Below are 26,202 nucleotides of genomic sequence, written 5' to 3'. Positions count from 1 at the left end.
GGCGGGCTGCCGGAGTCGGGCGTAGCCCGATGCCGGCGTCGACGTCGGTCACTGGTGAATTCCCCTGTCTCGCAGGGATATGTGTGGAACGCATCAGGCGCCGCCGATCGAGCCGCCACCATCGGCGCGCAGAATGTGCCCGGTGATGAACGCCGCGTCGTCGGACAGCAGGAATGCCACGGCGGCCGAGATCTCGCGGGGTGTCGCGAACCGACGCATCGGCACCTTCACCAGGTAACGCGCCTCGCCGTCGGATCCGGGTGCGTTGTTGGCCCGAAACAGTTCGGTCTCGGTCGGGCCGGGAGCCACCGCGTTCACTGTCACACCGGTCCCGGCCAGCTCGGCTGCCCATGCCCGCGTGCAGAATTCGAGCGCGGCCTTGGCGGAGCCGTACGCTGTGCGCTCCGCCATGCCGACCGTGACAAGGCTGGTGATGTTGACGATTCGTCCCCACCCGGTCGCGAGCATTCCGGGCAGCACTGCCTGCACCGCTTGGACGGCGACCCGGACGTTGACGTCGAAGACCGCAGCGAGATCGTCGAGGTCGACCTCCCCCAGTGTCGCCGGGCGGACCAATCCAACGTTGTTCACAAGGGCGTCGACCGGACCAGCGTCGAGGATCTCGGCGAGTGCGTCCGCCGTCTGGTGACGGTCGCTCAGGTCGGCGGCGACGAATGTGCCGGGGAATGCCTTGGGTGCGGTACGTGCTATGCCGACCGGATGGTCGCCGGCGTCGGCGAGAAGGCCCGCCAATGCGAGACCGATTCCTTTCGATGCGCCTGTGATGACGACGCGGGCGCCGGTCATCGGCGGTAGGCGAGGTCGGCTGCAGTGAGGCCTTCGAGAGCCATCCCGAACGGGACGCCCTCGACGATTCGGCGCAGCAGATGTTGGCTCAACGTCTGCTTCTGTAACGACCGGTACGCCGCAGGCTTGGCCGCCAACATGCGGGCGAGCTCCAGGCCGCGGGCGTATACCCGGTCGTGCTCGACGATTTCGTTGACGACCCCCCATCGTTCGGCGGTGGCGGCGTCGATCGACTCGCCGGTCCATAGCAGCCACTTCGCCCGCGCGGGGCCGGCGATCTCCTCCCAGACCACCTGCAGCCCGTCACCGGCGGTGATACCGAAGGCGGGGTGCGGGGAGTCTCCGTATGTCGCGCGGTCGGAAGCGACGTGAATGTCTGTGAGTAGTAGGTATTCCGAGTGCACTGTGGCGGGGCCGTTGGCAACGCCGACCACCGGAATCGGCAGGCTCAGGAGGCGTTGCAGAACTGCCAGTCCCTCTCGCCGGATCTTCTCCCAGACGAGGGGTTTGAAGATCTCGCCGAGGCTGTCGCCGTCGATGCTGTCCATAAAAGTGTCGCCAGTCCCGGTGAGAACCATCGCGCGGTTGTCGGTGTCCAAGGCGATGTCCTCGAGCGCCCGGGGGAGGTCTTCGTGCGTTTGTCCGGTGAAGGTGACCGGTCCGCCGTCGGTGTGGAACCGCATCGTCAGGACACCGTCGTCGGTGCGCTCGAAAGCGAGATTCTCATAGCGAGTGAAGTACGTGGGTGTGGACATGAGTAGTGGTCCTTCCTTCGACACACACGACCCAACGCGTCCTGGCCGCGCGTTGCCCCCGTCGACCCATTGCGATCGGGAAGGTCGACATAGGACGCACTTATGGCTGCAGGTGATGTGATGGATCCGTGGAGCTTCGAGAGATGCGCATGTTCATCGCCGTGGTGGAGGAGGGCAGCGTCACGGCAGCGGCGCGCCGCCTGCACATCAGCCAGCCGGCGCTCTCCCAGGCAATGGTGGCTCTCGAACGCCGGCTCGGACTGGACCTCCTCGTGCGACATCGCACCGGCATCACGCTCACCGACGCAGGGACGACCCTGCTTGCCGAATCGCGGGCGGTGCTGGCGCGATATGACCAAGCCCTGGCAGCGCTGTCACGGCACGACCCACCCGACAACGTCCTCCGACTCGGAATACCCCTGGAGCTACCGCCCGACCTGCTCCCCGGGCCGTTGGCACAACTGGGTGCTGAGTATCCCGAGACCCGTGTTCAGGCGCGGCACGCGACGACAGCACAGCAACTCGAGGGCCTCCGCAACGGCGAGATCGACGTCGGGCTCGTGCGAGAACGGCCGGCCGGAAGCGATCTCGATGCGACTCTGGTGTGCCAAGAGCAGCTGGGCGTCTTGTTGGCCCGGCACCGGGCTGACGCTGTGGCCACCGCTCGTGGTGTGCGGCTGGATGGACTCGCGGGACTCGAATGGGTGGGCTTTCCGCGTTCCGGTAGTCCGGCCTGGTTCGACGAACTCACCGCCATCCTGCGCAGCCACGGCGTGAGCCCGGGTGACGATGTCCGCGGTGGCGACCCCCTGATCGCGGAGGTGAAGATGGCGGCAGTCACGACCGGACACGCCTTCGCCTTGGCGCCGCCGCACTGGTCTCAACCGATGCCTGATGAGGTGAACTTGTACCCGTTGATCGGCAGCCCCCTGGTGCGGCGTACCTGGGCGGCCTGGCGGGCCGACTCCCGGCGGCGGGATCTCGCTCTCTTCGTCGGCGCCCTCGAGGCGACGGCTGACCAGTTGCGCTGAGTCCCGGAGACACCGTCACATCAGTGGCTCGGGCGTGAAGGTGACGTCCACTTCGCCCACGGTCATCGTCACCTGACCCTCGATCACCATCACCTGCGCCGTCACCCGTCGATCGACTGTCTGAGCCAGCTGTTGTACCGGCTGGTGTGGTATCTGGATCACCGACAAATTCTGCAGCCCAGCCACTTTCGGGCCAACGGTGCGCCACCAGGTGGCCACCCCGGCGGCGAACGGGAACAGCACAACCTGGCCGGACTGGCTGGCCGCTTTGCTCAGGACACGTTCGTCGGGCTGGCCGACGACGATCCACTCCAGAATTCGCCCCGTGTAGTCGGCGAGTCGCACGTCCGGCACGCCAGGGGTGGACAGGCCCGGTCCGAACTCCAACTCACCGTCGACGTCGCTGAGCCGGTGTGCGCGCAGGCCAAAGGCCAACAATCGCACCACCATCCGCTCATCGGTCTCACTGGGGTGGCGAGCCACGGTCAGAGTGTGATCGGCGTAGTAGCCATGGTCGACATCGGAGACACCGAATTCGACTTTGAACACCGTTGCAGAAAGAGCCACACCATAGTGTCCACCGTTGCGCTGGCCGCTCCACGCCCCAGACCGTCATCCATCATTGTCCGAGGACGCAGATTGTCGGTGGTCGAATGTATGTTCGAAGTATGTCGGAGGTGCAGCAGGCGGTCGCGGGGCTACGCGCCGCTGTCGATGCTGTGCTGGCCTGCAGCCTGGATCGGTCCACCGCTGGCGAGGTGGTGGAGCTGCTCGACGAGCTCGAAAACGCGGGCTGCCGGCTGCCCGCGGCGCAGCATCGGGCGTTGGCGCGGTTGCAGGTCGAGACGTCTGCGGTGCAGATGGGGGCGAAGAACTGGAAAGACGTGCTGGCGATCCGCTACCGGATCAGCGGGTCGGAGGCTCACCGCCGGTTGACCGAGGCCGCATTTCTCGCCCCGCGGCAGTCGATGACCGGAGAACCCCTACCGCCGGTGCTGCCCGCGACCGCAGCCGCCCAAGCCGAGGGGCGGATCACCCCCGAGCATGTCGACGTCATTCGTAAAGCGGTCAAGAAACTTCCCGCGTTCGTCGACGCTGCGACCGCTGAGCAGTTCGAGGCTGAGGTGGTCCGTATCGCCCGTGGTGCCGGTCCGAAGGCCACCGACGATGCCGCAGAACTGGAGTTGTTCCTGCTCGATCAGGACGGGCCCGAACCCGACGACGCCGAACGCACCCGCAAACGGGGGTTGACCAAGAGCCCGCAACGTCGCGACGGCATGACGCAGTGGCGGGCCGACCTGACCCCGGAAGCGGCAGCCGTGTGGGAGGCGATCTTCGCCAAATATGCCGCCCCGGGCATGTGCAACCCCGACGACGACGAGCCGTGCACCTCCGGCACACCGACGCAGGCGCAGATCGACAACGACCACCGCAGCCTCGCCCAACGCCAGCATGATGCGCTGGTGACGGTCGGACGCATCGCCCTGATGAGCGGCGAGTTGGGTCAGCTGAATGGATTACCCGTCACCGTTATTGTGCGTACCACCCTGCAGGACTTGGAGTCGCGGGCGGGGATCGGGACGACGGGCGGCGGCACTCGGCTGCCCATCAGAGACGTGATCCGCATGGGGGCGCACGCCAGCCACTACCTGGCGGTGTTCGACCGCGCCACCGGCTCCGCCCTGGACCTGTTCCGCACGAGGCGAGTGGCCTCGGCCGCGCAAAGAATCATGCTGATCGCCCGCGACGGCGGCTGCACCAAACCCGGCTGCCCCGTCGGCGCCTACGGCTGCCAGGTCCACCACGTCACCCAAGATTGGGCCGACGGCGGGCTGACCAACATCGACGACCTCGGCCTGGCCTGCCCACCCGACAACCGCTCCGTCGCACCCGGCGGGTGGAGCACGTCGATGAGCCCCCGCCACGACGTCGAATGGACCCCACCACCCAACCTCGACACCGGCCAAACCCGGATCAACACCCACCACACCCCCGAACGCTTGCTGCGTCCACCTGACGAGGACGAGGGGAATGACGCCGCCGCGCAAACACATCCGATTGGTGACGCCACCGAGGCTCGATCACCCTCGACCAGCGACCCGTCACAGCCCGGCGGACCCGCACCACCCGACAACGAAGCCGCCTGAGAGCGGGGCCTCAGTCTGCGCGGGCGCTCGATGCCTCAGAACTGACTGACACCACCGTCGACATACACCTCTGACCCGGTCATGTAGGAACTGGCATCGGAGGCCAGGAAGGCGACAACAGCGCCGATCTCCTCGGCGCGGGCACGACGCTTGATGGGCACGGTCGCGGTCAGGTCAGACAATGCGCTGTCCGATCCCGCGAAAAGGTATGCGAGGCCAGGTGTTTCGGTGAGTCCTGGGGCGACGACGTTGACGCGAATCTTGCGATCCAGGAGTTCCGCGGCCCATGTGCGACCGAGCGAGCGGATCGCAGCCTTAGACGCGGCGTAGACACTTGCACCGGGGGCGGACTTCACGTCGGCGTTGGAACCACACAGGATGATCGACGCGCCATCGCGCAAGAACGGAAGCGCAGCTTGAACAGCGAAGATCACCCCGCCGACGTTGGTGTCGAAGATCCTCCTGTGGTGCTCCCAGGTAAGAGCTCCCAATGTCGCGAATTCGTTGATGCCCGCATTGGCGAACACGACGTCCAACGGGCGCCCCGAGGCCTCGATGATGGCTGCCAGCCGGTCAAGATCTGCGGGCGCGGTGACATCAGCGCGTACTGACGTCGCCTGCGCTGCACCGATTGTCGCGACAGCCTGGTCGAGTGCGTCCTGGCGGCGGCCGACCAGCAACACGTGGGCACCCTCGTTCGCCAGAGCACGTGCTGCAGCCAGCCCGATTCCGGATGTCGCTCCGGTGACGAGAGCGGTCTTCCCAGCGAGATTGGGCACGATTCCTCCAGTTTTGTACCGATCGGTCAAAAACGACCATACCAGTTTGGTACCGATCGGTAAAAAACCACAGTCCTCGGACTAGAATCGGTTGCATGAGCGCAGATCAACGGCACGCGGGAGGCCGCCCGCGAACCTTTGACGAGAAGCACGCGCTCGATGCGGCCATCGATGTGTTCTGGCGTCTCGGCTACGAAGGCGCGTCGCTGACCGAGCTCACCCAGGCGATGGGAATCAACAAGCCCAGTTTGTATGCGGTGTACGGCAGCAAGGAAGAACTCTTCGTTCGCGCGCTGGAACGTTACCGTCAGCGCTACCACGGACATCTGAATCAACTGCTGGCACAACCCACCGCCTACGACGTGCTGGAGGCGTATCTCCGCGACACCGCCCAGGCTGTGCGGACCGGCAGCGCGCCCGGATGCTTGTCCATCCAGGGCGGCATCTCCTGCGGGCCGAACAACGCTCACGTGCCGCAGATTCTCGCCGAGTACCGCCGCGGGATCGAGGATGCGATCGCGAAAGCGCTTGCAGCGACTGAAGATGCATCCGGAACCGATGCCGTCTCACTTGCGGGGTATGCCGTCACGATCGGGCAGGGTCTCGCGGTCGACGCCGCCGCGGGCGTACCGCAGAGCCGGCTCGATGCCGCCGTCGACGTGGCACTCACCGGACTCGCGGCAACACTCACTCGCGATCAGAAGTCGCTCGACGGCAAGCGCTAGTCCGGGAAGTCGGCACTACGGGAGAGCTCCTCGTTGGACCGGATGTCGGCCAGCGCACCCTCGAGCGTGTCGACCACCGCATCGAAGCCACCGTTGCCGAGCACAAGTCGCCGGGGAGGCGAGTCCTGGGCCATGGCCGCGAGCACCGCACGGGCCCCTCGTCGCGGATCGCCGGGCTGCACGCCGTCCATCTCGACGAACGTCGCCTTGACCTGTTCGAGCATGTCGCGATACTCCGGAATCGGCTCCGCTACAGGTTCATCCGCGAAGCCGGCGTATGCGTTGGTGCGGAACGCTCCCGGCTCGACCGTCAACACGGAAATACCCTGCCCGGCCACTTCCTCACGCAGCGTCTCGGTGACGGCTTCGATGGCGAACTTCGTCGCGCTGTAGTAGCCGAACCCGGTCGCTGCCACCAGACCCGCCACCGACGACACGTTGACGATCCACCCGCTGCCGCGTGCCCGCATTCCCGGCAGCACCGCACGCGCCACCGACAACACCGCAAAGAAGTTCAGCTCGAACATGGCGCGCACAGTCGACTCCGCCATCCCCTCGATCGAGCCGAACCATCCACGGCCGGCGTTGTTGACCACCACGTCGATGCCGCCAAACTCATCCTCGACTGTCTGCACCGCGTGTCGAACCTGGGCGGCGTCGGTGACATCGAGCGGCACGACGAGAACGCGGTCGCCGTACTCGTGAGCCCACGCGGCGAGCTCTTGTGGCCGCCGCGAGGTGAGCGCCACACGGTCGCCCGTCTCGAGCGCCGCCTCGGCGAACGCCACCCCGAGCCCGCCGTGCGTACCCCCTGTGATGAACCACCGCCGCGTCATGGCTCGATCACCAACCGGGCGATCAGTGCGCCGTCCAGCGTGAACCGGTAGTGCAGGTCGGCTACTCCGCCGGGGAAGTTGCCTTCGAGGTGTTGTCCTACGACGATGGTGCTTTCGGTGATCGTCACGCCAGTCAACTCGGTGGTGTAGGTGTACTCGCTGGCCGCGGTCGCGATCCACGCCCCGATCTCGTCATGGCCCGTGAGGTCGTGGCCCTCGTCGGTCACCACGGCATCGGTGGTAAGAGTGGCCAGCGCATGATCCACCTGACGGGCATCGAGTGCCGTCATGAAAGTTCTGATCGTTTCGGGGAGCTCATCCCATGCTGTTGTCATGACACGACGGTGGGCCTTCCCCGTGGGGCAAGGTCAAGCCGCCGATCCGATGTTGACCTTGCCCCTACGGGAAACTGCACAATCGTCTCAACTGAATGCAAGACCAAACGCAAGACCATGAGGGGGACGCGATGGGCGTGCAGGTGTCGATCGGCGACTTCTCGTTGATGACCAGCCTCACCAGAAAGGCGCTGCGGCACTACCACGACCTCGGCATCCTCGAGCCCGTCCACATCGACCCGCACACCGGCTACCGCTTCTACGACAGCAGTCAGGTCGATCACGCCCACATCATCCGGCGGTTCCGCTCGCTCGGTATGTCCATCCCCGACATCAAGGCGTTGCTGAGTACCGAGGACTCCGCGGCACGTACCGAGATCATCACGACGCACCTCGCGCAGATGGAGCAGCAGCTACAGCAGACGCGCGACACCGTCAGCGCGCTGCGTGAGTTGCTCGCTCCCGTGCACACCGCAGCAGTGGAATTGCGCCAGGAGCCTGCTCTCGCGGTGTGGTCGATCACCGCGACCATCGACGTCGACGAGATCGACACCTGGTTCGTTGCGACGCTTTCGACACTCGGTGAGGCGTTGTCCGCGGCTGCAAGTGCACCCGACGCTGCCGTCTACGGCGGCCTCTACGACCGAGCGCTGTTCAGTGAATCCCGCGGAGAGGCAACACTCTTCGTCCCTGCGCCGCAATCCACGATGGTGCCGCAGGGAATTCGGGCCCATGTCCTGCCTCAAGCCGACTACGCGGTACTCACACATTCGGGCAATCACGAGGGCATAGACCGCAGCTACGCGGCGCTGGGGAAGTACGCCAACGAACAGTTGATCAGCGACCAAGGTCCGACCCGCGAGCACTATCTTGGCGGCTCGCTGTTCGAGCCGACGCACTTCACTGCGACCGAGATCTGCTGGCCCATCTTTCGCACCGCGTCACCAACCGGGTGAGATACCTCGGGCGGTCGGACCGCTATCGTCAGCCCCGATGAGTACCCGAGCATTCTTCGCGTTGCAGACAGAGGCCGGCGGGCGTGAACACTTCGCGCCCACGCACTGGGCTCGAGGTCCGTGGGGTGACACCATCAGCGGCAACTATCTCGGTGGATTGCTGGGTCTCATCGGAGAGCGCGACCTTACGGAACGCACTGCCGGGATGCAGCCGGCCCGTTTCACCGTCGACCTGATGCGGCCCGCGGCGATGACGCCGGTGTCGGTGAGCACCGAGATCGTCCGCGCGGGGCGCCGGCTCCTGCTGGCCGACGTCGTGATGACCCAGGATGGCAGACCGGTCGCCCGGGCCAGCCTGCTGTATCTGCGACCGGGTGAGCAGCCTGTGGCCCCGCGCTGGTCTGCCGATGTGGTCATGCCACCGCTACCGGTGGTACCCGAGACGTATCCTGACGACGCGCCGATGCTGATGTTCACCGCGGGCCGCGAGGATGCAGCTCCCAGCGACGGTCTGGCAGCGTGGGCGCACAGCGGTCCCAAGTTCGTCTGGGTGCATGATGTGCTGCCGCTCGTCGATGCGCTGCCGCGGACACCGTTCGGATCCGCCGCGATGGCAGGCGATGTGGCGAGTTCGCTCACGGGCTTCGGCGAGGACGGCCTGCCGTTCATCAACGCCGACTACACGGTCTCGCTCAGCCGCCTTCCCGCCGGAGAATTCATCGGCCTCGCCGCCCTCACGCATCACAGTCATGGTGGGATCTCGACGGGCACAGCCATTCTCGTCGACGAGGCGGGTCCGATCGGGACGGCATCTGCCACGGCGCTGGTCAACCCTGGCTTCGAACCTCCGAACCTGCCGCTGTCCTGAGGCGAATGAGACACCTACTGCCTGAGTAGTGGGGCGCTGCGATAACTCCACATCCCTATGGAGCTGAACGCATCGCGATAGATGGAGAGCAGCTCATCGGGAGTCGCGGTGGCGAGTTCGGCAAGCGGCTTGTCGGCACTACCGCTACCCGAGAAGGGAAAGTCTCTGCCCAGGGTGTCGGCGGCGGCCAGTTGGAACAGCGTCAACGCACGGCGAATGTGGCTGGCCGAACTGATGATCAACGCGTGCGAGGCGCGCAGGCTTGCCAGCACCTCCACGCCGTAAGAGGCGTTCTCGACCGTCGAGCGCGCGAAGTTCTCGTCGTGAATGCGTTGGGCTGCAACGCCGTTGTTGACGAGCCATTCCTTCATCGACTCGCCTTCGGTGCGCCCGGATTGCTCCACCCCGCCCGTGACCACGATCGGTGTGCTCGGCCAGCGCTGCGCGGCAGCCTTGGTCTGCTGGAGGCGAGCGATCAGGATGTCGTCCATCGATCCGTCGTCCTTCAGTGCATAACCCAGAGTCACGATCGCGAGCCCCGGCTCTGGCAGCGCCGGCAGTGCATCGGTCAGCGGCGTCGAGACCTTCTGGTCGATCGTGGCGAACATGGCCTCCAACTGCTCTGCGCGTGCGGGGTCCAGGGCGCGGATCTGATCGACGTAGTTCTCCGATTCGGTCCGTCGGCCGAGATGACGGGACCAGCCGGCCAGATACGACTGCGCATCAACGTCATTGGGCGCTGTGGCGAGCGCAGTCTTGTAGAGCGCGAGCGCGGCGTCGACGTCCTTGCGGGCGATCTGCGCGGACGCAGCGCTGAAGAGAAGGTCGTTGCGGTACGGAGCGAGCTCGTGCGCCTGCATCAACCGGTCAGCGACGATCGACATGTTGTCGACTGTCTTGTCGGTGTTGCCGGCCGACGATGTTCTCGCCGGCGCGTCGAACGCTTCCTCCGCCTCGTCCAGCAACTTCTCGACCTGATCGTGCGTGCTCCCGCCTGCTGCCGAGCTCCTCTGCGAGGTCGAGGCCGAGGTGTCTGTGCGGTCGTTGGTGCAGGCGGCGCCGCCGAGGACGAGTGCTGCGGCGACGGGAATGATCAGCGCTTGGCGCGCGCATGAGTGGTTCATGAAACGGTGCCCCCTGGCGATCGGCTGTGAACTCCACCGTAGGCGACGAAGAACGCGGGCCGTGCCGAACGAGCTCGGTCAGCGGCCCGTCAACCAGTCCTCGAGGCGCGTCGTGCCCAGTTCGGCGTCGTCGTCTGTGACGAGCGTCGTGAAGTCGATGGACAACCCGCTGTAGGTCGCTGACGGATCGTCGATGACGTCGAGCGTGCGGCCCTGGTGTCGTAGGACGGTGCGGGCCATGTCGGCGAAGGACATCTTCTGTGGTCCGCCGACGTGATGGATGGCGTTGAGCGGGGGACCGACAGCGATCCTGGCCAGGACCGTCGTCACCTCAGCGGAGTCGACAGTCTGGATCAGTGCCACCGGTGCGCGCACCACGTCCTCAGTGATGAGGGACTCGGTGATGGGTGCGGCCAGTTCGTGAAACTGAGTGGCACGCAGCACCGTCCACGGCACACCCGAGTTCTCCGCTGCAGCCTCCTGCGCCAACTTGCCTCGGATGTAACCGGAATGGGTCGCCATACGATCCGCTCCGACGATCGAGAGGACGACATAGTGTCCGACGCCGGTCCTCGCTGCGGCCGCGGACAAGTGGGCCGACGTGTGCTCGAAGAATGCCTCGGCGGAATCGTCCGGTGTGGTGGAGTTGATCACATCGACGACGACGTCCGCGCCGGCCAGGGCGTCATCGAGGCCGTCGCCGGTGAGCAGATCGACACCCGACGCGCGGGAGGCCGCTGTGACGTCGAGGCCGCGGCCGCTGAGGAGGGTGAGGAGTTGACGGCCGATCAGGCCGGTGGCTCCTACCACGGTGATCTTCTGCGGGGTACTGGTCAGCACAGATCCCACGGTGGCATCGGCAATGGGTGTGTGCGCCCTGGAAACCCCGTGGTATCCCAACACCGTTGACATGCAAGTAGTGGCTTGCCTATGGTGCGGGAGGTGGGTGATGTTTTCAAAGCTCTGGCTGATCCCACGCGACGGACGATCCTCGACGAGCTGACCGAGCGGAGCGGGCAGACGCTGTTCGAGATCTGCGCACGGCTGGCGTCCAAGCACGGCCTCGGATCGTCTCGGCAGGCGATCTCGCAGCACCTCGACGTCCTCGAAGCCGCCGGCCTCGTGACCACCCGGCGGGAGGGCCGCTTCAAGTTCCACGACATCGACACCACGCCACTGGAACCGATCGTCGAGCGGTGGCTGAAGCGCAAGAACGTCGACCACGGAGAGGAATCACCATGAGGATCAGCCTGACGAGCGTGTTCGTCAACGACCAAGAGAAGGCGTTGACGTTCTACACCGAAGTGCTTGGCTTCCAGGCGAAGCATGACATCCCGATGGGTGAGCACCGGTGGATCACCGTCGTGTCACCGGAGGATCCCGGCGGTACCGAGGTGGTGCTCGAACCCGACGCCCACCCTGCGGTGAGACCGTTCAAGGAAGCGCTCGTCGCCGACGGCATCCCGTTCACCGCGTTCGCTGTCGAAGACGTTCGCGCGGAGTACGAGCGGCTCCGCGCGCTCGGGGTCTACTTCACGCAGGAGCCGACGAGCATGGGACCGGTCACCACGGCCGTACTCGACGACACCTGCGGCAATCTCGTCCAGATCCAGCAGATGGATTAGGCCCGTCATGGCCATTGCGATCGACGGGCTCTTCCCGAACAGTTGACGTATCGACGAGAAGGGATGACCGATGACCACCAACTCTGAAGCCCCGAGCCGCGAGCCCCGTCCCGACGAGGCCGAAGACAACGCGTTCTTCCCGTCGCCGTATTCGCTGACTCAGTACGTTCCACCGCGCAGCGACTTCGACGGGGTCGAGCACGAAGGTGCCTACACCGAGGGCTGCTGGAAGATCCTGGCGATCGCGACGGAGGAACGGTATCTGTTGTGCCGGAACGGAAAGATGTTTTCGACCGGCAACCATCCCGTGGAAACCCTCCTGCCGCTGATCCACCTGATGAAGGCGGGTTTCGAGGTCGAAATCGCCACCGTCGCGGGTTACCCGGCCAAGCTCGAGTGGTGGGCGATGCCTGGCGAGGATGAGGCCGTCCGGCAGGCATACGAATCCCTGAAGCCGAAGTTCAAGGAGCCGAAGAAGCTGTCCGATGTCGTCGCCGGTGAGCTCGGGGACGACTCCGACTACCTGGCAGTCTTCATCCCCGGTGGGCACGGAGCACTTCTCGGGCTGCCGGACGCTGAAGCGGTGGCGCACACCCTGGACTGGGCCATGGACCGCGACAAGTACATCATCACGTTGTGCCACGGGCCGGCTGCGTTGTTGGCAGTCGGCCGCGGCGGTCGTCAGTCACCCTTCGAGGGCTATTCGATGTGTGTGTTCCCCGATGCGCTCGACGAGGGCGCCAACGTCGACATGGGCTACATTCCCGGACATCTGCCGTGGCTCTTGGCCGAAGCGCTGCAGGCACAGGGCATCACGGTGCTCAACGACGACATGACCGGTCGAGTCCATCGAGATCGCACGCTACTCAGCGGCGACAGCCCGCTCGCGGCCAACAACCTCGGACTGCTCGCCGCCGACGTCTTGGTGCAAGCAGTGACACCTCAGAGCTAGAGGTCCATGCGGTCGATCGTCCAGTCGATGTTGTCGAAGTCCGGCATTTCGCGGCCGTCGTCGAGCCCGATCTCGTGTGTGATGAGCGCTTCCAGTTTCGCGCTGGAGGCCATCACCAGATCAGCGTGGTCCCCCTTATTTGCCGCGAGATTCGTCATCTCCGCCGGATCGGTCTGCAGATCGAACAGCTCGACGTCGTTGAAGCGGTAGAGCTCCTCGATGTCGCGCGGAACGTTGCGCTGGGTCGGCGCGAAGTATCGCGTGAATTTGTACCGCCCGTCGAACATGGTGCGTAGGCTGCCTCGCTTGCTCAGGTCTGGCTTGTAGCCGGCTATCGCCATGGCCTGCTTGGGATCCTGGTTCGCAGCTTTGGCATCCGCGACGATCCGAATCACCTCGCTGTCATTGGTCGCGAGCCCGCTGTAGGTGAACAGCACTGCGTCTCGCACCGAGTGTTCATCGGCACCCGCGGGGTCGCTCAGTACAGGGCTGAGGTCCTTTCCAGGAAGGTCCCGCCCGGCGATCTCGCCGACGGCGCCGGTCGGCACGCCGGCGAGAGCGAGAAGGCTCGGTGCCAGGTCGATGTGTCCTGTCAACGACGTGACCTGTTGTCCGCCAGACACATCGGGATGCTTGATGTAGAGCGGAAGGTGGATGGCTTCCTGGTAGGCGAAGGGGCCCTTGCCGCGCAAACCGTGCGCTCCGCCCATCTCTCCGTGGTCGCTGGTGAACACGACCATTGTGTCGTCCGCGAGCTTCAACGCATCGAGTTCGTCCAGAAGCAGCGTCACCTGCTGATCGACACTGCGAATGCTGTTGAGATAGAAATCGGAGAACCGGTTCCAGCGTTCCTGCTCGGGCGGGATCGTTCCGAGGGTATAACCCCATGCCTTCAGGTACTCGCCATGGGCAGCAGGACGTCCTGGCTCGGTCATCGACTGCGTGAGACTGGCGGGAAGCCCTACATCCCAGTGCTTTTCGTACAGCGCATTCTTCGGCGCGCGCGCTGCGTGCATCAGCAGACGGCCGTTGTCCTGCACCTGCTCACCGGGTGCATCGGTGTTGAAATACATGATGTCGTGAGGATTGACCAGGCTGACGAACAATGCCCAGGGCTTGTTGTCGTCGGCCAGTGAACGCCCCTGGTCGCGTAGCCACGACACGACGCTGCCGCCGATCATGTTGTCGTAGGTGTAACCGCCGAGAGTGTGTGTGAGCACGTCGCCGGGCCACACATAGTCGGAGAAACCGTAGGCTTCCATCTCCTTGGTGAACAGGTGGTCGGGCTGGGCGGTCTCGAAATCGCTGTTGAGATGCCACTTTCCCTTGTAGGCCGTGTAGTAACCCGCTGTGCGCAACATGTCGCCGACGGTCGGGATCTCGGTGCTCATGGACTTGACGTAGGGCAGGTCGACGTTCTCGAACATGCCGTTGTCCGCTGTCTGGAGACCGGTGAGGATGACCGACCGGGAACTCGTACACATCACGGCCGGGCAGTAGTGGTTGGTGAACTCGACGCCGTCGGCGTGGAGGCGCTCCCGGCCCGGCAGGGACATCCCGCTCGGCCACTGGGCGAAGTGGCGCTCCTGGTCGGTGAAGACGAACACGATGTTGTGTTTCGACGCCGAAGGCAACCCGGTCCTGCTCGGCGCGGGGGTAGGTGCGGACGAAGGTTTGGCCGAGCACGCCGCCGCGGTGGCTGCGATCGAGAGTCCCGTCATCGCCAGGAACCGTCGACGGCTTGGTGTCGAGAAGTCTTCGCCGGACATTGCATGAACCATCCCATCCTTGATGTAGCGATCCCTACAATAAGGAGTATTGCATGATCGTGGGGCAGGGGAGGAGTGGTCATGCCCACCAAAAAGCAGAATTCGGGCGCGCAGCGCCGCACTCGGGCCAACGGAGACATCTCGCGTCAACGGATTCTCGACGCAGCGACGGCGGTGGCAGCGGAGCGCGGATACGACGCGACCACCATCTCGGCGGTCAGTGAGCTCAGCGGGCTGCCGCCGACATCGATCTACTGGCACTTCGCCGACAAGGACGATCTGATCGCCGCCGTGATCGACCGTAGTTTCGAGACGTGGTCGCAGGCCTTGCGCCTGCCGGAGCACGGCACTGCCGGCGAGCGCGCGCGCGAGATCGGCGCTCAGGTCGCCGCAGCGCTGCGAGAGACCCCTGATTTTCTGAGGCTGGGGCTCAAGCTGGCGCTGGACCGCCGCCCCGTGGAGCTACAGGCCAAGACCAGGTTCCTGCACAGCCGCAATACCGCGTTCGACCGGTTCGCCGACGCCATTCGAGCCGTCGCGCCCGGGCTTGCTGCCGACAAGGTCGAGCTACTGACCACCTATCTGATCGCCGGGGCCGACGGACTCTTCATCGCCAACGAGATCGACGACAACTCAGAGCGTTTCGCGCAGCTCTTCCAGTTGCACGCACGCTTGGTTTTCGAAGAGGCCGCTGCCATGGAGCGCTGAGGGGCCGTGTCCGCTTCTCATGCGCGCGCCGCCTCACGGCGGAAGTCCCGAGGGTTGACGCCCCGCACCCGCTTGAACGCGGCACTGAACGCGAACGGATCGGTGTAGCCGACCGCGCGCCCCACCTGGGCGATGGACAAGGCGGGGTGATCGGTCAACAGGTCCATCGCGAGCGTCATCCGCCAGTGCGTGAGGTAGGTGAGAGGGGCTTCGTCCATCAGCTCGGTGAAGCGTTTGGCCAGCGTCGATCGGGACACCCCGACCCGTTCGGCCAGGGTCGCCACTGTCCACGGTGCCGCAGGATCGTCGTGCAGCAGGCGTAGTGCATCGCCGACCACCGGATCGCGCTGCGCCACCCACCAGGTCGGTGGCTCACCGCCGGGCCGGTCGAACCATCCGCGGATGGTGCACACGAGCATCCAATCGAGGAGCCGGTCGAGCACCACCTGCTGCCCCGGCACGTCGACGGCGACCTCCTCGGCGAGATGATCGAGGACGGCGTCTCCTGTGCCGCCGGCGCCGACGTGCATGACGACCGGCAGGGTCTCGAGCAGTCGTCGGCTGATCTCGCCTTTCGCGGGGTAGGAGCCCACTATCAATGTCGTTGCGCTCGAATGACTTCCAGGGTCTGCCCACCCGCGGCGGTGTCGGGTTCCCCCCTGTTCGGCGGTTGCGCAGAATTCGCCGCAGGCGATCGCCTCGGCTGCTGTGTCGAGGGCGTCGACGAATGTGAAGGTGCCCGGGCCGCGTACGACGACCGTCTCGTAGGAGTCGAGGCGTTGCGGCGCGCCGTGCTCGGGAACGATCCATCCGCCAGGCGAGGACGGCGTGCCGAGAACCGTGCACAGCGTCAGTGGCGCGCCGTCGACGAAGTGCAGCGACCACGGCGGCGTCAGCAGAGAACTGCCGAACAGCGAGCCATGTGCTCGCACGCCGCGGAACAGATCACCGAACGCGTCCATGGGCCGCAGGGTAGACGATCACACAGGTATGGCGGATTCCAGCCCATGTACTCGTCCCTGAAAGCGGGGTTAGCTGAACGGCATGAACCAGCTGACGGAGAACGATCTGCAGTTGCTGAGCCGCCCGCTCTACGGATTCCTGACCACCGCCGAGGGATCGCTGCCACCCCAGCCGAGGCCGGTGTGGTTCGAAGTGACCGAGGCCGGTAACATCCAGCTCTTCAGCGCACCGGACACCGCACGCGTACGCCGGCTTCATCGGAACCCCCGTGCGTCGCTCGTGGTGACCGCACCGGTGGGGGAGCGGGAACAGTGGGTGTCGGTGACGGGGACCGCGACGATCGCCACCGACGGCGCGCACGCCGTGCTCGAACGGCTCGCACCGCGCTACTGGGACCTCGACGATCCCCGTCGCGCAGGCGATCTCGCGGCGATGTCACGAGAGCAGTGGGTGCGCATCGTCATTCACCCGCAGACGGTCCATCGTTACGCGATGTGACCGCGGTGTCACACCGCGGTCGACGCCAACTCTTCGGCGAACAGCTGGGCGCGGGCTGCAGCGTACTGCCGACCCAACCGCGCGACGAGCTCCGCCGTGGGAACCACCTCCTGGATGGGGCCGATTCCCTGTCCGGCACCCCAGATGTCTTTCCACGCCTTGGCGTCGGTGTTTCCGCCGGAGCCGAAGTCCATCGCCGACGGATCGGACTGCGGAAGGTTGTCGGGATTGAGTCCAGCCGCCTCGATGGAACCGCGCAGATAGTTGCCGTGCACACCGGTGAAGAGATTCGAATACACGATGTCGCTGGCACCGCTGGTGGTGATCATCTGCTTGTGCGCGTCTTCGGTGCGCGCTTCGGTCGTGGCCAGGAACGCGGACCCGATGTAGGCGAGATCAGCTCCGGCGGCCTGCGCGGCCAGGATGGAGCGGCCGTGTCCGATGGCTCCGGAGAGCAGCAGCGGCCCGTCGAACCACTCTCGGATCTCCTGCACGAGTGCGAACGGCGAGATGGTGCCTGCGTGCCCACCGGCTCCGGCGGCCACGGCGATCAGGCCGTCGGCCCCCTTGTCGATGGCCTTGCGCGCGAAGGTGTTGTTGATGACGTCGTGCAGCACGATGCCGCCGTACGAGTGGATCGCGTCGTTGACATCGGCGCGCGCACCCAACGAGGTGATCACGATAGGCACCTTGAAGTCGATGCACGCCTGCACGTCCTCGCCGAGGCGCTCATTGGACCTGTGCACGATCTGGTTCACCGCGAAGGGAGCCGTCACCAGTTCGGGATGCTCGCGGCGTCGGGTGTCCAACGTGGTGGAGATCTGTTCCAACCATTCACGCAGGACCGAGGCCGGACGAGCGTTGAGCGCCGGGAAGGAGCCCACGACGCCGGCACTGCATTGCGCGATCACCAGTTCCGGACCTGAACAGAGGAACAGCGGGGACCCGACGACGGGCAGTGCGAGGTTGTCCCGCAGGATCTCGGGCAGTGTCACGGGGCCATCACTTTCGTTCGGGGGGCAGGGCTGACGTAGGGGACAGGTCGGTGCGGCCGCGGGCTCCTGGCCGCGAAGGCGCCAATTGCTCTGTGCTCTCGGCGATGTCGCGCCAGAACGCGATCGACGCCTTCTCGATCATCTGGCCCGCCCGCAACGTCGCCAAGGGATAACCCAGGTCAGGGCGATCCTGATAGCGGCGCTGCAGATCCGTGTAGTAAGCCAGTCGAGCTTTGCGTTCGACGATCTGATTCTCGGCGAGCTCACGCATGCTCGCCACGTCGGCGAGCTCACCGAAGTGGAGCTTGAGCAGCGCCTCGTCGTGCAGCTCCGAAGGCTGGGAGGTGCTGGGGTCGCGAAGCCAATGGCGAAGGGCGGCAAGCCCTTCGGTGGTGATCGTGAAGAACTGGCGCCGTCGGCCCCCCTCTTCCGTCTCGGACTGCAACAACCCGCAGTCCTCCAGGCGGCGCGGCTCCCGATACAGCGTCGCGTGCTGGAGTGGCCACAGATAGACGATCGACTCGGCGACATACTGCTTGAGCTGGTACGACGTGGTGGGACCGCGCACCGCGATCACACCCAGCACCACATAGGAGAGGTGATTGAGGCGGGAGCCTTCCGTCATGGTTCTGCACCGTATCATTGATACGGTCAGGTCAGCAGCGGAGCGGGGTCGTCTATTCTTGTGCCGTGCCTCACGATGTCGGCGCGATGCGGGATGGGTCACATGCAGGGCATGATGGCCAGCTGACCGCGGTACTCGACGGGTTGCGGAGCCTCGTCGCGTCCGACCGAACTGGGTCAGGCGAGTTGTCGCCCCGAGAGGTGCGGGCGGTGCTGTCGGAGTCCTGGTCGGCGCTGGCCGATGCCCTTGCCGGCGACACCGAGGCGGCCGCGATCCTGGCGGCGCTACAGACGCTGGCCGGCAGGGAAGCCGCCCTCGCGCAGGTGAGAGACAGGACCCGCGGACTCGCAGATGCATTGGCGCGGTTGGACGCCGCTCCGTGCGCCGTCGACGACCTGATGGAGTTGGCCCCACAACTGGTCACGCGGCTCGGGTTCGATCGGGCCATCTTCTCCCGCATTGTCGACGGTGTGTGGGTGTCGCATTCGGTCTGTGTTCCCGACGACCCGGATTGGGCCGCCGAGATCAACAGGGTGGGACAGGAGCAGCCGCAGCCTCTGGTGCGCGGACTGTTCGAGACCGAGATCGTGCGACGTCGCGAGGCCCGGGTGGTGACCGACGTGCAGCACGACGCGCGGGTACATCGACCCATCGCCGACGCATCACGCAGCAATTCCTATGTCGCCGCACCTGTGCTCGCCGGCGACCGCGTCGTCGCACTGCTTCACGCCGATCGGTACCGGCAGAATCGCGACACAGACGACATCGACTGCGAAGTGCTCACCGCTTACGCCAACGGGCTGGCGCTGGCCTTCAGCCGGGCGCGCGCGGCCGAGCGCCTGCAGGCGGTGAGTGCGGCGTTGCAGGCGGCTTCGCGTGACTGCAGCGACGCCGCGGCCGGCATCGGTGACTACACGCTCGGTTCGGCCGCCGGCGACCACGGACCGGCTGTGCCGGTACGCGCCGTCCAGCGCTCGGTGCGGGCCCTACTCACCTCGCGCGAGGCGGAGATCCTCGAGCACATGGCCAACGGCCGCACCAACGCCGCCATCGCAGCCAAACTGTTCATCGCCGAAGGCACCGTCAAGCAGCACGTCAAGCACATCCTGCGCAAACTCGGCGCCGAGAACCGCGTGGAAGCCGTCTCGATGCTCTATCGCGGTGACGACGTCTGATCTACTCGGTCTGCATCCGCTCGATCGACAGCGACTGCGTCGGACAGCTGCGCACCGCCTCCTCCACCTGCTCGAGCAGTGATTGGTCGAATCCGTCGGTGAGCGCATGAACGTGTCCGTCCTCGCCCACCTCGAGCGTGCCCGGCGCGAGCGCTTCGCACAGCCCGATGCCCGAGCAGCGGCCGGTGTCAACGGTCACGCGCCACCCGCTCACGCCGAGGCTCCCGCATCGAACGGCATGCTCAACACGCCGCGAATGAAGTTGGTACGAACCAGTTCTGGATCGCCTGTGCGGAAGTTCGGCGCCTGCGCGTAGATCTCGCGGAACAGCGAACGCAGCATGACCTTGGCGAGCTGGCTGCCCAGGCAGTAGTGGATTCCACCTCCGCCGAAAGCCATGTGCGGATTGGGACTGCGGCTGAGATCGAACGTGGTCGGATCGGTGAAGACGGCCTCGTCGCGGTTGCCGGAGGCGTACATCATCACCACCTTGTCACCGGGCAGGATCTGCTGGCCGCCCAGCTCATAGGGAGAGACGCAGGTCCGGCGGATGTTCTGGACCACCGAACCCCAGCGCAGGAACTCCTCGACCGCGAGGTTGATCCGTGAGTCGAAGTCTGCCCACAGCCATTCGCGCTGATCGGGAAAATCGTTGAGCGCCTTGGCTGCCAGGCTGGATGTGTGGCGCGTGGTGTCGTTCGCCGCGACGGAGAACAGCACCATGGTGGAGCCGATCTCGAAGTCGGAGAGCTTCTGGCCGTCCACCTCGGCGCTCACCAACGCAGACAGCAAGTCCTCCCGGGGATTCGCGCGGCGTTCGTCGATGAGTTCCTGGGTCATGTCGTGGATGCGCAACGCCGCCTCGATCTGGACCTCGGCAGGATCGCGTCCTGCGAGCAACACCGGATCGGCCCACGCCTGCGTCTCGTCGGCGGCGTGCACCACCTCGGCACGCAATTCCTCCGGGAAGCCGAACATGTCCCCGAACATCTCGGTCGGCAGGTGCCTGGCGATGTCGGTCACGAAGTCCACCGCCTCCCCGGCGCGGCTCTTGGCCACCGCCGCCGCGACGATGCGCTGCGCCCGCGAAGCGATGTCGCCCTCGATGCGCCGCACCTGGCGCGGGGTGAACACCGAACTCACCAGGCGTCGGATCTTGTGGTGCTGCGGATTGTCCATCGCGAGGAACGACATGGCCATTTCCAGGAACACCGGGGGCAGCATGTCGAACATGACGCCGTAACGGCTGACGAATACATCGCTGTGCTGGCTGATTTCGACGATGTCGGCATGTCTGACCACTGCCCAGTAGCCGGGGTCGTCGGGATCGGGGGAGACCGCCGTTTCGATGGGCGGTTGCCAACTCACGGGCCGACGGGCGCGCAGTTCGGCGAAGATCGGCTCGCGCTCGGGCAGATCCATGTCCCAGAAGGCATCGGTGGACACGTTGAGGGAATCGTAGGCGCGAGTCGCGGCGACATCATTCGTCGGTGGAACGTCGACCGTATCGTCGTCCTCGTCGAACGACAGGTCGGCACTGAAGAGTTCGTCGTCCATGGTGGTCATGTGTGGGTCCTCATTCGTCGGCGTGGCTGAGCAGGATGTCGTAGGGCTTGCTGTCGCGGCCCCCGGACAGGTCGAGGTGCACGGTCTTGACCTCGGTGTAGGCATCGAGTGCATCGGGGCCGAGCTCGCGCCCCATGCCGCTTTGTTTGAACCCGCCGAACGGCACCTGGCAGTTGATCTGATGGGCGTCGTTGATCCACACACTGCCGCTGTCGATCCGCGCGGCGAGATCCAGTGCACGCGAGTTGTCCGAGCTCCAGATGCTGGCCGCCAGACCGTAGTCGGAGTCGTTGGCGATCGAGACGGCCTCGTCGTCGTCGGAGTAGGCGATGACGACCAGGACGGGCCCGAACACCTCCTCCTGGGCGATCCGCATGCTGTTGTGCACGCCGGTGAGGATGGTGGGGGCCACCCAGTAGCCGGGTTGATCGATAGCCTGGCCGCCCAGCGCGACGGCGGCGCCCTCGGTGACGGCGCCGTGGATGTAGTCGACGATGCGGGCCTGCTGGCGGGCATCGATGACCGGACCCATGTCGGTGTCCCAGTCGCGGGTGGGTCCGAGTGCGATGGTGCTCGCCCGCGTCACCAGGCGGCCCACGAAGTCGTCGTAGAGGTGTGCGGGAACCAAGGCGCGCGTGCCGGATTCGCAGACCTGGCCGGAGTAGACGAAGCATCCGTAGAGCACCCCGTCGACGGCGAGGTCCAGATCGGCATCGTCGAGGACGATCGAGGGTCCCTTGCCGCCGAGTTCCAGCGTGACCTGCTTGACGGTGCCCGCGGCGAGCCGCATGATCTCGCGACCCACCGCTGTGGAGCCGGTGAAGGCGATCTTGCCGACATCGGGGTGGCTGGCCAGGCGCGCGCCCGCATCCGGTCCGTCGCCGGTGACGACGTTGAGCACGCCTGGAGGCAGCCCGTTCTCCTCGGCGATCCGGGCGAACGCGAGGATCGACAGAGGGGTGTGCTCGTCGGGTTTGACCACCACGCTGTTGCCGGCAGCCAGCGCCGGACCGACCTTCCACAGCGTCAGTAATAGCGGGAAGTTCCACGGCGCGATCGCGCCGACCACACCGATGGGTTCACGGTGGACGACGGCCTGACCCAGCGCCGGGAACGTCGTGATCGGGGCGGGACGCTGCCAGGCGTAGGTCTCGGCGAGATCGGCGAAGTAGCTGAAATGCGCAAGGGCATAACCGATGTGGAATCCGGTGGCCTGCCGGACGGTGGCACCGTTGGCCGAGAGCTCCAGCTCGATGAGCTCGTCGGCGACGTCGTTGGCCGCCACCACGATCCGGCGCATGACCGCGGCACGCTCCTGCGGCGTGCGATGGCGCCACACACCGGAATCGAACGCAGCGCGGGCAGCAGAGACGGCCGCGTCCACATGACCGGCATCGCCGTGCGCGACGGTCGCGACGGTCTCGCCCGTGCTGGGGTCGACGACGTTGCGGCGGCGTTCGGTGTCGACCTCCCGACCACCGATTCGCATCGGGAAGTGTTTGATGTCAACGCTTGTCACGTCAGTTCCTCGGATCCATGACGATCTTGGTGGCCTCGCGGGCCTCGAACATGCGGTACGCCTCGGCTGCCTCGGACAGGCCCATCCGGTGGGAGATGATCGAGCCGGGTCGCAGCTTGCCGGCGCAGGTGAGAGCGATGACCTCGTCCATGTATTCGGTGATGTGAGAGACACCCATCTGCAGCGTCACGCCCTTCAGATAGAGCTCGCCGAACGGCAGGGTGATGGCGTCCTCGTTGTAGACACCCGGGATCGACAGGGTGCCGCCCGCCCGGACCAGTGCGATCGACGACAGCAGCGCCGACTCGTGCCCGACCGCATCCACGACGACGTCGGCGCCGCGCCAGTCGGTGAGATCGAGCACCGCGTCGGCCGGATCGTCCTGGTCCGCGTCCACCGCGACGGCACCGAGGTTGGCGGCCTCCTTGAGCCTGGCGGCGACCTTGTCGACGACGATGACCTGCGCAGCGCCCAGGACGTCGGCGGCCATCGCCGCGCACAGGCCCACCGGCCCCGCGCCCACCACGGCGACGGTGTCGCCGGGGGTGATGGCCCGGGCCACCGCCTCATAACCGGTGGTCATGATGTCGCCGGCGAACAGGATGTCGTCGTCGCAGGCAGAAACTGTGTCCGGGATGGCGCGCGCGGTGCTGTCGGCGTTGGGCACCACGACGAATTCGGCTTGTCCGCCCGCCAGATCCCCCAGCGCCAGACCCAGGCCGAAGATGCGTGATCCGGCGCAGTTGCCGGGCTGATGCCGGCGACACTGGTGGCAGGCTCCGCAGCTGACCACACAGGAGCTGACCACCCGGTCGCCCTCGCTGAAGCGGGTCACCGCGGAACCGGCCGCGACGACGGTGCCCAGGAACTCGTGGCCGAGGACGATGTCGGCTTCGAGCTCGAGTCGACCTTCGTAGGGGTGCAGATCGGTACCGCAGATGGCGGTCTGCTCGACTCGCACGAGAATGTCGGTGGCACTGCTCATTTCGGGCCTCGGTACGTCGGCTACCTCGACCCGGTGCGGTTCGCGCAGCACCACCGCGCGCATGGTCTCAGGCATGGGTGCCGGCCTGGGCGTCCTTGGTGGCCACCTTTTCGCGGTACATCGGGAACAGCGGCTTGGTCAGCGGAACGAGCTTGAGGATCTTGTTGACCGGTCCCTTCGCTTTGACCTGGCCCTTGGCCAGGCCGATCGCGAGGTTGTACTCGCCGCGCCAGAACTGGTCGGCGGTGTCCCCGCGCATCAGCAGCGTGACATCGGCCTTTTCATCGCTGGGGCCTGCGATGACCCCGCTGTCGTCGCGGAAGACCATCGTCATCTCACAGTCGGGATCGGTGTAGATCACCCGCATGACGAGGTTGGCGCCCTTGAGCTTCGGCCCCGATTCCGGGTGGTCGAAGGCATCGCGGAAGACGCCCCCGATGTAGGTGTCGAGTTCGGCGGCATCGGTGAAAAAGCCCATGTGCTGACGCTCCGTTGTTCGGTGTTGTGATGGCCGTCACTCATGCAATCACCGGCACCGTCGCGGGGTCAGCCGTCGTTGGTGAGCCTTTCGTACCCCTTTGGGGATAGGCGCGCGAAAGATGACCACTTTTCGAAATGTGTCTACCTGCTTTGCGGTCTGTCCTATGGTGTCGGCGACCGCAGTGACGCAGTCGTCAATATCGAGGGAGTCGAATGTCGCAACTGTCAGCGTGGATGGGTGCTGGTGTGGTGGCCGCCGGGATGTCGGCGGCGATGATCGCGGGTGCGGACGCGGCCTGCGCGGATACGGGAACCGAGGCGGGCAGCACCTCCTCCTCTACCTCCGAGGCGTTGAACCGCGGCCCGCGTGTGTCGCATGTAGCCGACGCCGAGAAGGAGGTCACCAAGAAGGCGGACCGCAGGAAGACGGACCGCAAGAAGACGGACACCACCGAGACCGACGCTGACGGCGGCACCGGCAGCACCGACACCGACGTGAACGACGCGGATACCGGCGACACGGCATCCGATGGCACAGGCGCGGCCGACGATCCCGACACGGGAGCCGTCGATTCGGATGACCAGTCGGAATCGGTCGACGCGGATGCCGACGAGACGGAGGTCCGATCGGCGGCCATTCGGACGCCACGCCGCGGCGTCACCAGCAAGCCCGCACGTGCACCCATCACTGAGCTCGAATCGCCTCGCGTGACCGCGTACACGACGACGGCACAGGAACTTTCGCCGACACGTGCTGCAGCGGAGATCGCGTCCGCGCCGCAGCGCAAAAAGCTCGAGGACGTCATTCAGTCGCTGGTGACGGACATCGTCGGTGCGGCGATCCGCGTCGTGGCGGGACCGCCCGTGGTACCGCCAGGCGTGGACGTGACCGTGCGCAGCTCGAGGTTGGAGATCACAGAGGGACGGTTCGTTCGAGCGGACTGGTATTACCCCGACGGCGAAGAACTGCCGGAGCGGTTCATCTACCTACAGCACGGCTATCGCGGTGTCGGTGCGATGTACAGCTACACCGCGTCGTGGTTGGCCGAACGCACCAACAGCATTGTCGTCGTCCCCACATTGTCATCCAATCCGTATGTGCGCGACGGCTTCTGGCTCGGTGACGACCAGGTGTACCGCGCGACCGCAGAGCTGTTGCTCGGTGATCGTGACGCACTGACGGCCAGCGCGGTGGCCGCCGGCTTCGCGAAGCGTTACGGCGTGACCGCAGCCCTGCCGGATCGGTTCACACTGGTCGGGCACTCGCTGGGAGCGGGTGTTGCCGCAGGCGCGGCCGGCTACTACGCAGAGGCGGTGGCAGCCAGCGGTGGGATCAATCAGCTGGCGGGGATCCTGACCCTCGATGGAGCTCCTCCGGGAACGGTGCTGGCGGACGCGCTGGACAAGCTCGAGGGCCTGGGCACCTACATCCCGGTCTTTGAGCTCGGGGCGCCCCGGGAGGACGGGTCGCCCCGCCGGGTCGACCAGGCCCTCGACGAGCATCGGCCGGGGCATTTCAACGGGGTGGTTCTCGACAACGGTCAGCACCTGGATTCCATGCAGGGTGGCAGCAGGGCGATTCAGCTGATCTCGTATCTCAATCAGGGTTTCCCGACGGAGCAGAACAAGTCGGCCGCGCAGACGCTCATGGCGGGCTGGCTGAACGACATTTTCGCGGGCCGGATCGATCCGTCGACGGGGGCGTGTGAGGGCTCCACGTGCGCGGGAATCTACGGTGCGCCGGGGGATGCGATCACGGTTGCGACGCCGAGCGGCACCGCGACCGGGACCGTCATCGGGACGCCGGTTGCAGTGATGCAGAGAGGATTCCGACCGTCGCTGGTGACGTCGCTGCTGTCGGCGCGCTCAGCGTCGGTGCGCCTGGCGATCGCGGGCTGATCACCCCTCCCACTCCAGGTTAAGCGAGGGTACGGGGCTTGTGGCAAGACCCCGGTCGTGCGGCATGCTGGCCCGGCCCC

29 protein-coding genes are annotated in these 26,202 nt (G+C 65.9%); 12 read left to right on the top strand and 17 right to left on the bottom strand.

Going from position 1 to position 26,202, the window contains the following annotated elements; translation table 11 throughout:
* Positions 1 to 93: 93 nt before the first annotated feature.
* Positions 94 to 807 (bottom strand): SDR family oxidoreductase, encoded by a 714-nt coding sequence (locus ACZ50N_RS26715; RefSeq protein WP_046364124.1) that lies wholly within the window; start codon positions 805 to 807, stop codon positions 94 to 96.
* Positions 804 to 1,562, bottom strand: a complete 759-nt coding sequence (locus ACZ50N_RS26710; RefSeq protein WP_046364123.1) for an enoyl-CoA hydratase/isomerase family protein — start codon at positions 1,560 to 1,562, stop codon at positions 804 to 806. Before ACZ50N_RS26710 ends, ACZ50N_RS26715 begins: the two co-directional genes overlap by 4 nt.
* A gap of 128 nt (positions 1,563 to 1,690) precedes the next feature.
* Between ACZ50N_RS26710 and ACZ50N_RS26705 the strand changes: the two genes are divergently transcribed.
* Positions 1,691 to 2,593 (top strand): LysR family transcriptional regulator, encoded by a 903-nt coding sequence (locus ACZ50N_RS26705; RefSeq protein WP_046364122.1) that lies wholly within the window; start codon positions 1,691 to 1,693, stop codon positions 2,591 to 2,593.
* Positions 2,594 to 2,608: 15 nt separating this feature from the next.
* On the opposite strand, the gene ACZ50N_RS26700 is transcribed toward ACZ50N_RS26705, so the two are convergent.
* Positions 2,609 to 3,160: a YaeQ family protein gene (locus ACZ50N_RS26700; protein WP_046364121.1), complete on the bottom strand. Its 552-nt coding sequence runs from the start codon at positions 3,158 to 3,160 to the stop codon at positions 2,609 to 2,611.
* An 86-nt stretch (positions 3,161 to 3,246) separates the two neighbouring features.
* Here ACZ50N_RS26700 and ACZ50N_RS26695 point away from each other — a divergent pair, with 86 nt between their 5' ends.
* Positions 3,247 to 4,740 carry an HNH endonuclease signature motif containing protein gene (locus ACZ50N_RS26695; RefSeq protein ID WP_464474207.1) on the top strand — a complete coding sequence of 498 codons (1,494 nt, stop codon included), beginning with the start codon at positions 3,247 to 3,249 and terminating at the stop codon, positions 4,738 to 4,740.
* Between the two features lie 35 nt (positions 4,741 to 4,775).
* Here ACZ50N_RS26695 and ACZ50N_RS26690 read toward each other — a convergent pair whose 3' ends face one another.
* Entirely contained in the window at positions 4,776 to 5,519 is a 744-nt protein-coding gene (locus tag ACZ50N_RS26690; RefSeq protein ID WP_046361498.1) for an SDR family NAD(P)-dependent oxidoreductase, read from the bottom strand.
* 95 nt (positions 5,520 to 5,614) lie between these two features.
* Here ACZ50N_RS26690 and ACZ50N_RS26685 point away from each other — a divergent pair, with 95 nt between their 5' ends.
* Complete coding sequence (locus ACZ50N_RS26685; RefSeq protein WP_046361497.1) at positions 5,615 to 6,244, top strand: TetR/AcrR family transcriptional regulator; 630 nt, start codon at positions 5,615 to 5,617, stop codon at positions 6,242 to 6,244.
* Here the strand turns inward: ACZ50N_RS26685 and ACZ50N_RS26680 are convergent.
* Together ACZ50N_RS26680 and ACZ50N_RS26675 are read right to left on the bottom strand one after the other, a co-directional pair.
* Positions 6,241 to 7,080, bottom strand: a complete 840-nt coding sequence (locus ACZ50N_RS26680; protein ID WP_464474206.1) for an SDR family NAD(P)-dependent oxidoreductase — start codon at positions 7,078 to 7,080, stop codon at positions 6,241 to 6,243. The genes ACZ50N_RS26685 and ACZ50N_RS26680 overlap by 4 nt on opposite strands.
* Positions 7,077 to 7,415 carry a nuclear transport factor 2 family protein gene (locus tag ACZ50N_RS26675; RefSeq protein WP_046361495.1) on the bottom strand — a complete coding sequence of 113 codons (339 nt, stop codon included), beginning with the start codon at positions 7,413 to 7,415 and terminating at the stop codon, positions 7,077 to 7,079. The genes ACZ50N_RS26680 and ACZ50N_RS26675 overlap by 4 nt, the downstream gene beginning before the upstream one ends.
* Positions 7,416 to 7,546: 131 nt before the next feature.
* Here ACZ50N_RS26675 and ACZ50N_RS26670 point away from each other — a divergent pair, with 131 nt between their 5' ends.
* Positions 7,547 to 8,371, top strand: a complete 825-nt coding sequence (locus ACZ50N_RS26670; protein ID WP_133413118.1) for a MerR family transcriptional regulator — start codon at positions 7,547 to 7,549, stop codon at positions 8,369 to 8,371.
* A 37-nt stretch (positions 8,372 to 8,408) separates the two neighbouring features.
* A complete protein-coding gene (locus ACZ50N_RS26665; RefSeq protein ID WP_048423219.1) occupies positions 8,409 to 9,239 on the top strand; it encodes an acyl-CoA thioesterase domain-containing protein in 831 nt (276 codons plus the stop codon).
* A 14-nt stretch (positions 9,240 to 9,253) separates the two neighbouring features.
* Here the strand turns inward: ACZ50N_RS26665 and ACZ50N_RS26660 are convergent, their stop codons facing one another.
* Both ACZ50N_RS26660 and ACZ50N_RS26655 read right to left on the bottom strand, forming a co-directional pair.
* Entirely contained in the window at positions 9,254 to 10,363 is a 1,110-nt protein-coding gene (locus tag ACZ50N_RS26660; RefSeq protein WP_464474205.1) for an ElyC/SanA/YdcF family protein, read from the bottom strand.
* 78 nt (positions 10,364 to 10,441) lie between these two features.
* Positions 10,442 to 11,200, bottom strand: coding sequence for an SDR family oxidoreductase (locus ACZ50N_RS26655; protein ID WP_464475731.1), 759 nt, complete (start codon positions 11,198 to 11,200; stop codon positions 10,442 to 10,444).
* Positions 11,201 to 11,293: 93 nt separating this feature from the next.
* Between ACZ50N_RS26655 and ACZ50N_RS26650 the strand changes: the two genes are divergently transcribed.
* From ACZ50N_RS26650 to hchA, 3 genes are all read left to right on the top strand, one after another.
* A complete protein-coding gene (locus ACZ50N_RS26650) occupies positions 11,294 to 11,605 on the top strand; it encodes an ArsR/SmtB family transcription factor (protein ID WP_464474204.1) in 312 nt (103 codons plus the stop codon).
* Positions 11,602 to 11,988, top strand: a complete 387-nt coding sequence (locus tag ACZ50N_RS26645; protein WP_464474203.1) for a VOC family protein — start codon at positions 11,602 to 11,604, stop codon at positions 11,986 to 11,988. Before ACZ50N_RS26650 ends, ACZ50N_RS26645 begins: the two co-directional genes overlap by 4 nt.
* 70 nt (positions 11,989 to 12,058) lie before the next feature.
* Positions 12,059 to 12,940 (top strand): glyoxalase III HchA, encoded by an 882-nt coding sequence (gene hchA, locus ACZ50N_RS26640; protein WP_464474202.1) that lies wholly within the window; start codon positions 12,059 to 12,061, stop codon positions 12,938 to 12,940.
* On the opposite strand, the gene ACZ50N_RS26635 is transcribed toward hchA, so the two are convergent.
* Positions 12,937 to 14,709 carry a sulfatase family protein gene (locus tag ACZ50N_RS26635; RefSeq protein ID WP_464474201.1) on the bottom strand — a complete coding sequence of 591 codons (1,773 nt, stop codon included), beginning with the start codon at positions 14,707 to 14,709 and terminating at the stop codon, positions 12,937 to 12,939. The genes hchA and ACZ50N_RS26635 overlap by 4 nt on opposite strands.
* 81 nt (positions 14,710 to 14,790) lie before the next feature.
* Here ACZ50N_RS26635 and ACZ50N_RS26630 point away from each other — a divergent pair, with 81 nt between their 5' ends.
* Positions 14,791 to 15,417, top strand: coding sequence for a TetR/AcrR family transcriptional regulator (locus ACZ50N_RS26630; protein ID WP_464474200.1), 627 nt, complete (start codon positions 14,791 to 14,793; stop codon positions 15,415 to 15,417).
* A gap of 17 nt (positions 15,418 to 15,434) precedes the next feature.
* On the opposite strand, the gene ACZ50N_RS26625 is transcribed toward ACZ50N_RS26630, so the two are convergent.
* Entirely contained in the window at positions 15,435 to 16,379 is a 945-nt protein-coding gene (locus tag ACZ50N_RS26625) for an AraC family transcriptional regulator (RefSeq protein ID WP_464474199.1), read from the bottom strand.
* 82 nt (positions 16,380 to 16,461) lie between these two features.
* On the opposite strand from ACZ50N_RS26625, the gene ACZ50N_RS26620 reads away from it, so the two are divergent.
* Positions 16,462 to 16,878, top strand: coding sequence for a pyridoxamine 5'-phosphate oxidase family protein (locus ACZ50N_RS26620; protein WP_464474198.1), 417 nt, complete (start codon positions 16,462 to 16,464; stop codon positions 16,876 to 16,878).
* Between the two features lie 8 nt (positions 16,879 to 16,886).
* On the opposite strand, the gene ACZ50N_RS26615 is transcribed toward ACZ50N_RS26620, so the two are convergent.
* Together ACZ50N_RS26615 and ACZ50N_RS26610 are read right to left on the bottom strand one after the other, a co-directional pair.
* Positions 16,887 to 17,873 (bottom strand): NAD(P)H-dependent flavin oxidoreductase, encoded by a 987-nt coding sequence (locus tag ACZ50N_RS26615; RefSeq protein WP_464474197.1) that lies wholly within the window; start codon positions 17,871 to 17,873, stop codon positions 16,887 to 16,889.
* 7 nt (positions 17,874 to 17,880) lie between these two features.
* Positions 17,881 to 18,498 (bottom strand): PadR family transcriptional regulator, encoded by a 618-nt coding sequence (locus tag ACZ50N_RS26610; RefSeq protein WP_464474196.1) that lies wholly within the window; start codon positions 18,496 to 18,498, stop codon positions 17,881 to 17,883.
* A gap of 65 nt (positions 18,499 to 18,563) precedes the next feature.
* Between ACZ50N_RS26610 and ACZ50N_RS26605 the strand changes: the two genes are divergently transcribed.
* Positions 18,564 to 19,673: a LuxR C-terminal-related transcriptional regulator gene (locus ACZ50N_RS26605; protein ID WP_464474195.1), complete on the top strand. Its 1,110-nt coding sequence runs from the start codon at positions 18,564 to 18,566 to the stop codon at positions 19,671 to 19,673.
* A 1-nt stretch (position 19,674) separates the two neighbouring features.
* On the opposite strand, the gene ACZ50N_RS26600 is transcribed toward ACZ50N_RS26605, so the two are convergent.
* Genes ACZ50N_RS26600 through ACZ50N_RS26580 form a run of 5 tightly spaced genes read right to left on the bottom strand, consistent with a single transcriptional unit; the run spans position 19,675 to position 24,221 of the window.
* Positions 19,675 to 19,872: a ferredoxin gene (locus ACZ50N_RS26600; protein WP_082133122.1), complete on the bottom strand. Its 198-nt coding sequence runs from the start codon at positions 19,870 to 19,872 to the stop codon at positions 19,675 to 19,677.
* A gap of 11 nt (positions 19,873 to 19,883) precedes the next feature.
* A complete protein-coding gene (locus ACZ50N_RS26595) occupies positions 19,884 to 21,239 on the bottom strand; it encodes a cytochrome P450 (RefSeq protein ID WP_464474194.1) in 1,356 nt (451 codons plus the stop codon).
* Between the two features lie 10 nt (positions 21,240 to 21,249).
* Complete coding sequence (locus ACZ50N_RS26590; RefSeq protein ID WP_464475730.1) at positions 21,250 to 22,728, bottom strand: aldehyde dehydrogenase family protein; 1,479 nt, start codon at positions 22,726 to 22,728, stop codon at positions 21,250 to 21,252.
* Between the two features lie 31 nt (positions 22,729 to 22,759).
* Positions 22,760 to 23,818, bottom strand: a complete 1,059-nt coding sequence (locus ACZ50N_RS26585) for an alcohol dehydrogenase catalytic domain-containing protein (protein ID WP_464474193.1) — start codon at positions 23,816 to 23,818, stop codon at positions 22,760 to 22,762.
* On the bottom strand, positions 23,811 to 24,221 hold the full coding sequence (locus ACZ50N_RS26580; protein WP_464474192.1) for an SCP2 sterol-binding domain-containing protein: 411 nt from the start codon (positions 24,219 to 24,221) through the stop codon (positions 23,811 to 23,813). Before ACZ50N_RS26580 ends, ACZ50N_RS26585 begins: the two co-directional genes overlap by 8 nt.
* Before the next feature lie 215 nt (positions 24,222 to 24,436).
* On the opposite strand from ACZ50N_RS26580, the gene ACZ50N_RS26575 reads away from it, so the two are divergent.
* Positions 24,437 to 26,122, top strand: coding sequence for a hypothetical protein (locus ACZ50N_RS26575; RefSeq protein WP_464474191.1), 1,686 nt, complete (start codon positions 24,437 to 24,439; stop codon positions 26,120 to 26,122).
* The last annotated feature ends 80 nt before the right edge of the window (positions 26,123 to 26,202 follow it).

Source organism: Mycolicibacterium obuense (genome assembly GCF_055397605.1).
The sequence above is the reverse complement of the archived record's forward strand: the minus strand, read 5'-3'. Positions and strand labels throughout refer to the sequence as shown.

What these genes read in the sequence shown, in the direction of transcription:
- ACZ50N_RS26580 (WP_464474192.1), bottom strand. Translation starts at nt 24,221, where the DNA reads ATGGGCTTTTTCACCGATGCCGCCGAACTCGACACCTACATCGGGGGC.
- ACZ50N_RS26575 (WP_464474191.1), top strand. Translation starts at nt 24,437, where the DNA reads ATGTCGCAACTGTCAGCGTGGATGGGTGCTGGTGTGGTGGCCGCCGGG.
- ACZ50N_RS26710 (WP_046364123.1), bottom strand. Translation starts at nt 1,562, where the DNA reads ATGTCCACACCCACGTACTTCACTCGCTATGAGAATCTCGCTTTCGAG.
- ACZ50N_RS26715 (WP_046364124.1), bottom strand. Translation starts at nt 807, where the DNA reads ATGACCGGCGCCCGCGTCGTCATCACAGGCGCATCGAAAGGAATCGGT.
- ACZ50N_RS26665 (WP_048423219.1), top strand. Translation starts at nt 8,409, where the DNA reads ATGAGTACCCGAGCATTCTTCGCGTTGCAGACAGAGGCCGGCGGGCGT.
- ACZ50N_RS26590 (WP_464475730.1), bottom strand. Translation starts at nt 22,728, where the DNA reads ATGCGAATCGGTGGTCGGGAGGTCGACACCGAACGCCGCCGCAACGTC.
- ACZ50N_RS26685 (WP_046361497.1), top strand. Translation starts at nt 5,615, where the DNA reads ATGAGCGCAGATCAACGGCACGCGGGAGGCCGCCCGCGAACCTTTGAC.
- ACZ50N_RS26630 (WP_464474200.1), top strand. Translation starts at nt 14,791, where the DNA reads ATGCCCACCAAAAAGCAGAATTCGGGCGCGCAGCGCCGCACTCGGGCC.
- ACZ50N_RS26635 (WP_464474201.1), bottom strand. Translation starts at nt 14,709, where the DNA reads ATGTCCGGCGAAGACTTCTCGACACCAAGCCGTCGACGGTTCCTGGCG.
- ACZ50N_RS26585 (WP_464474193.1), bottom strand. Translation starts at nt 23,818, where the DNA reads ATGCCTGAGACCATGCGCGCGGTGGTGCTGCGCGAACCGCACCGGGTC.
- ACZ50N_RS26645 (WP_464474203.1), top strand. Translation starts at nt 11,602, where the DNA reads ATGAGGATCAGCCTGACGAGCGTGTTCGTCAACGACCAAGAGAAGGCG.
- ACZ50N_RS26680 (WP_464474206.1), bottom strand. Translation starts at nt 7,080, where the DNA reads ATGACGCGGCGGTGGTTCATCACAGGGGGTACGCACGGCGGGCTCGGG.
- ACZ50N_RS26695 (WP_464474207.1), top strand. Translation starts at nt 3,247, where the DNA reads ATGTATGTTCGAAGTATGTCGGAGGTGCAGCAGGCGGTCGCGGGGCTA.
- ACZ50N_RS26620 (WP_464474198.1), top strand. Translation starts at nt 16,462, where the DNA reads ATGAACCAGCTGACGGAGAACGATCTGCAGTTGCTGAGCCGCCCGCTC.
- hchA (WP_464474202.1), top strand. Translation starts at nt 12,059, where the DNA reads ATGACCACCAACTCTGAAGCCCCGAGCCGCGAGCCCCGTCCCGACGAG.
- ACZ50N_RS26675 (WP_046361495.1), bottom strand. Translation starts at nt 7,415, where the DNA reads ATGACAACAGCATGGGATGAGCTCCCCGAAACGATCAGAACTTTCATG.
- ACZ50N_RS26670 (WP_133413118.1), top strand. Translation starts at nt 7,547, where the DNA reads ATGGGCGTGCAGGTGTCGATCGGCGACTTCTCGTTGATGACCAGCCTC.
- ACZ50N_RS26660 (WP_464474205.1), bottom strand. Translation starts at nt 10,363, where the DNA reads ATGAACCACTCATGCGCGCGCCAAGCGCTGATCATTCCCGTCGCCGCA.
- ACZ50N_RS26650 (WP_464474204.1), top strand. Translation starts at nt 11,294, where the DNA reads ATGGTGCGGGAGGTGGGTGATGTTTTCAAAGCTCTGGCTGATCCCACG.
- ACZ50N_RS26595 (WP_464474194.1), bottom strand. Translation starts at nt 21,239, where the DNA reads ATGACCACCATGGACGACGAACTCTTCAGTGCCGACCTGTCGTTCGAC.
- ACZ50N_RS26625 (WP_464474199.1), bottom strand. Translation starts at nt 16,379, where the DNA reads ATGGACGCGTTCGGTGATCTGTTCCGCGGCGTGCGAGCACATGGCTCG.
- ACZ50N_RS26610 (WP_464474196.1), bottom strand. Translation starts at nt 18,498, where the DNA reads ATGACGGAAGGCTCCCGCCTCAATCACCTCTCCTATGTGGTGCTGGGT.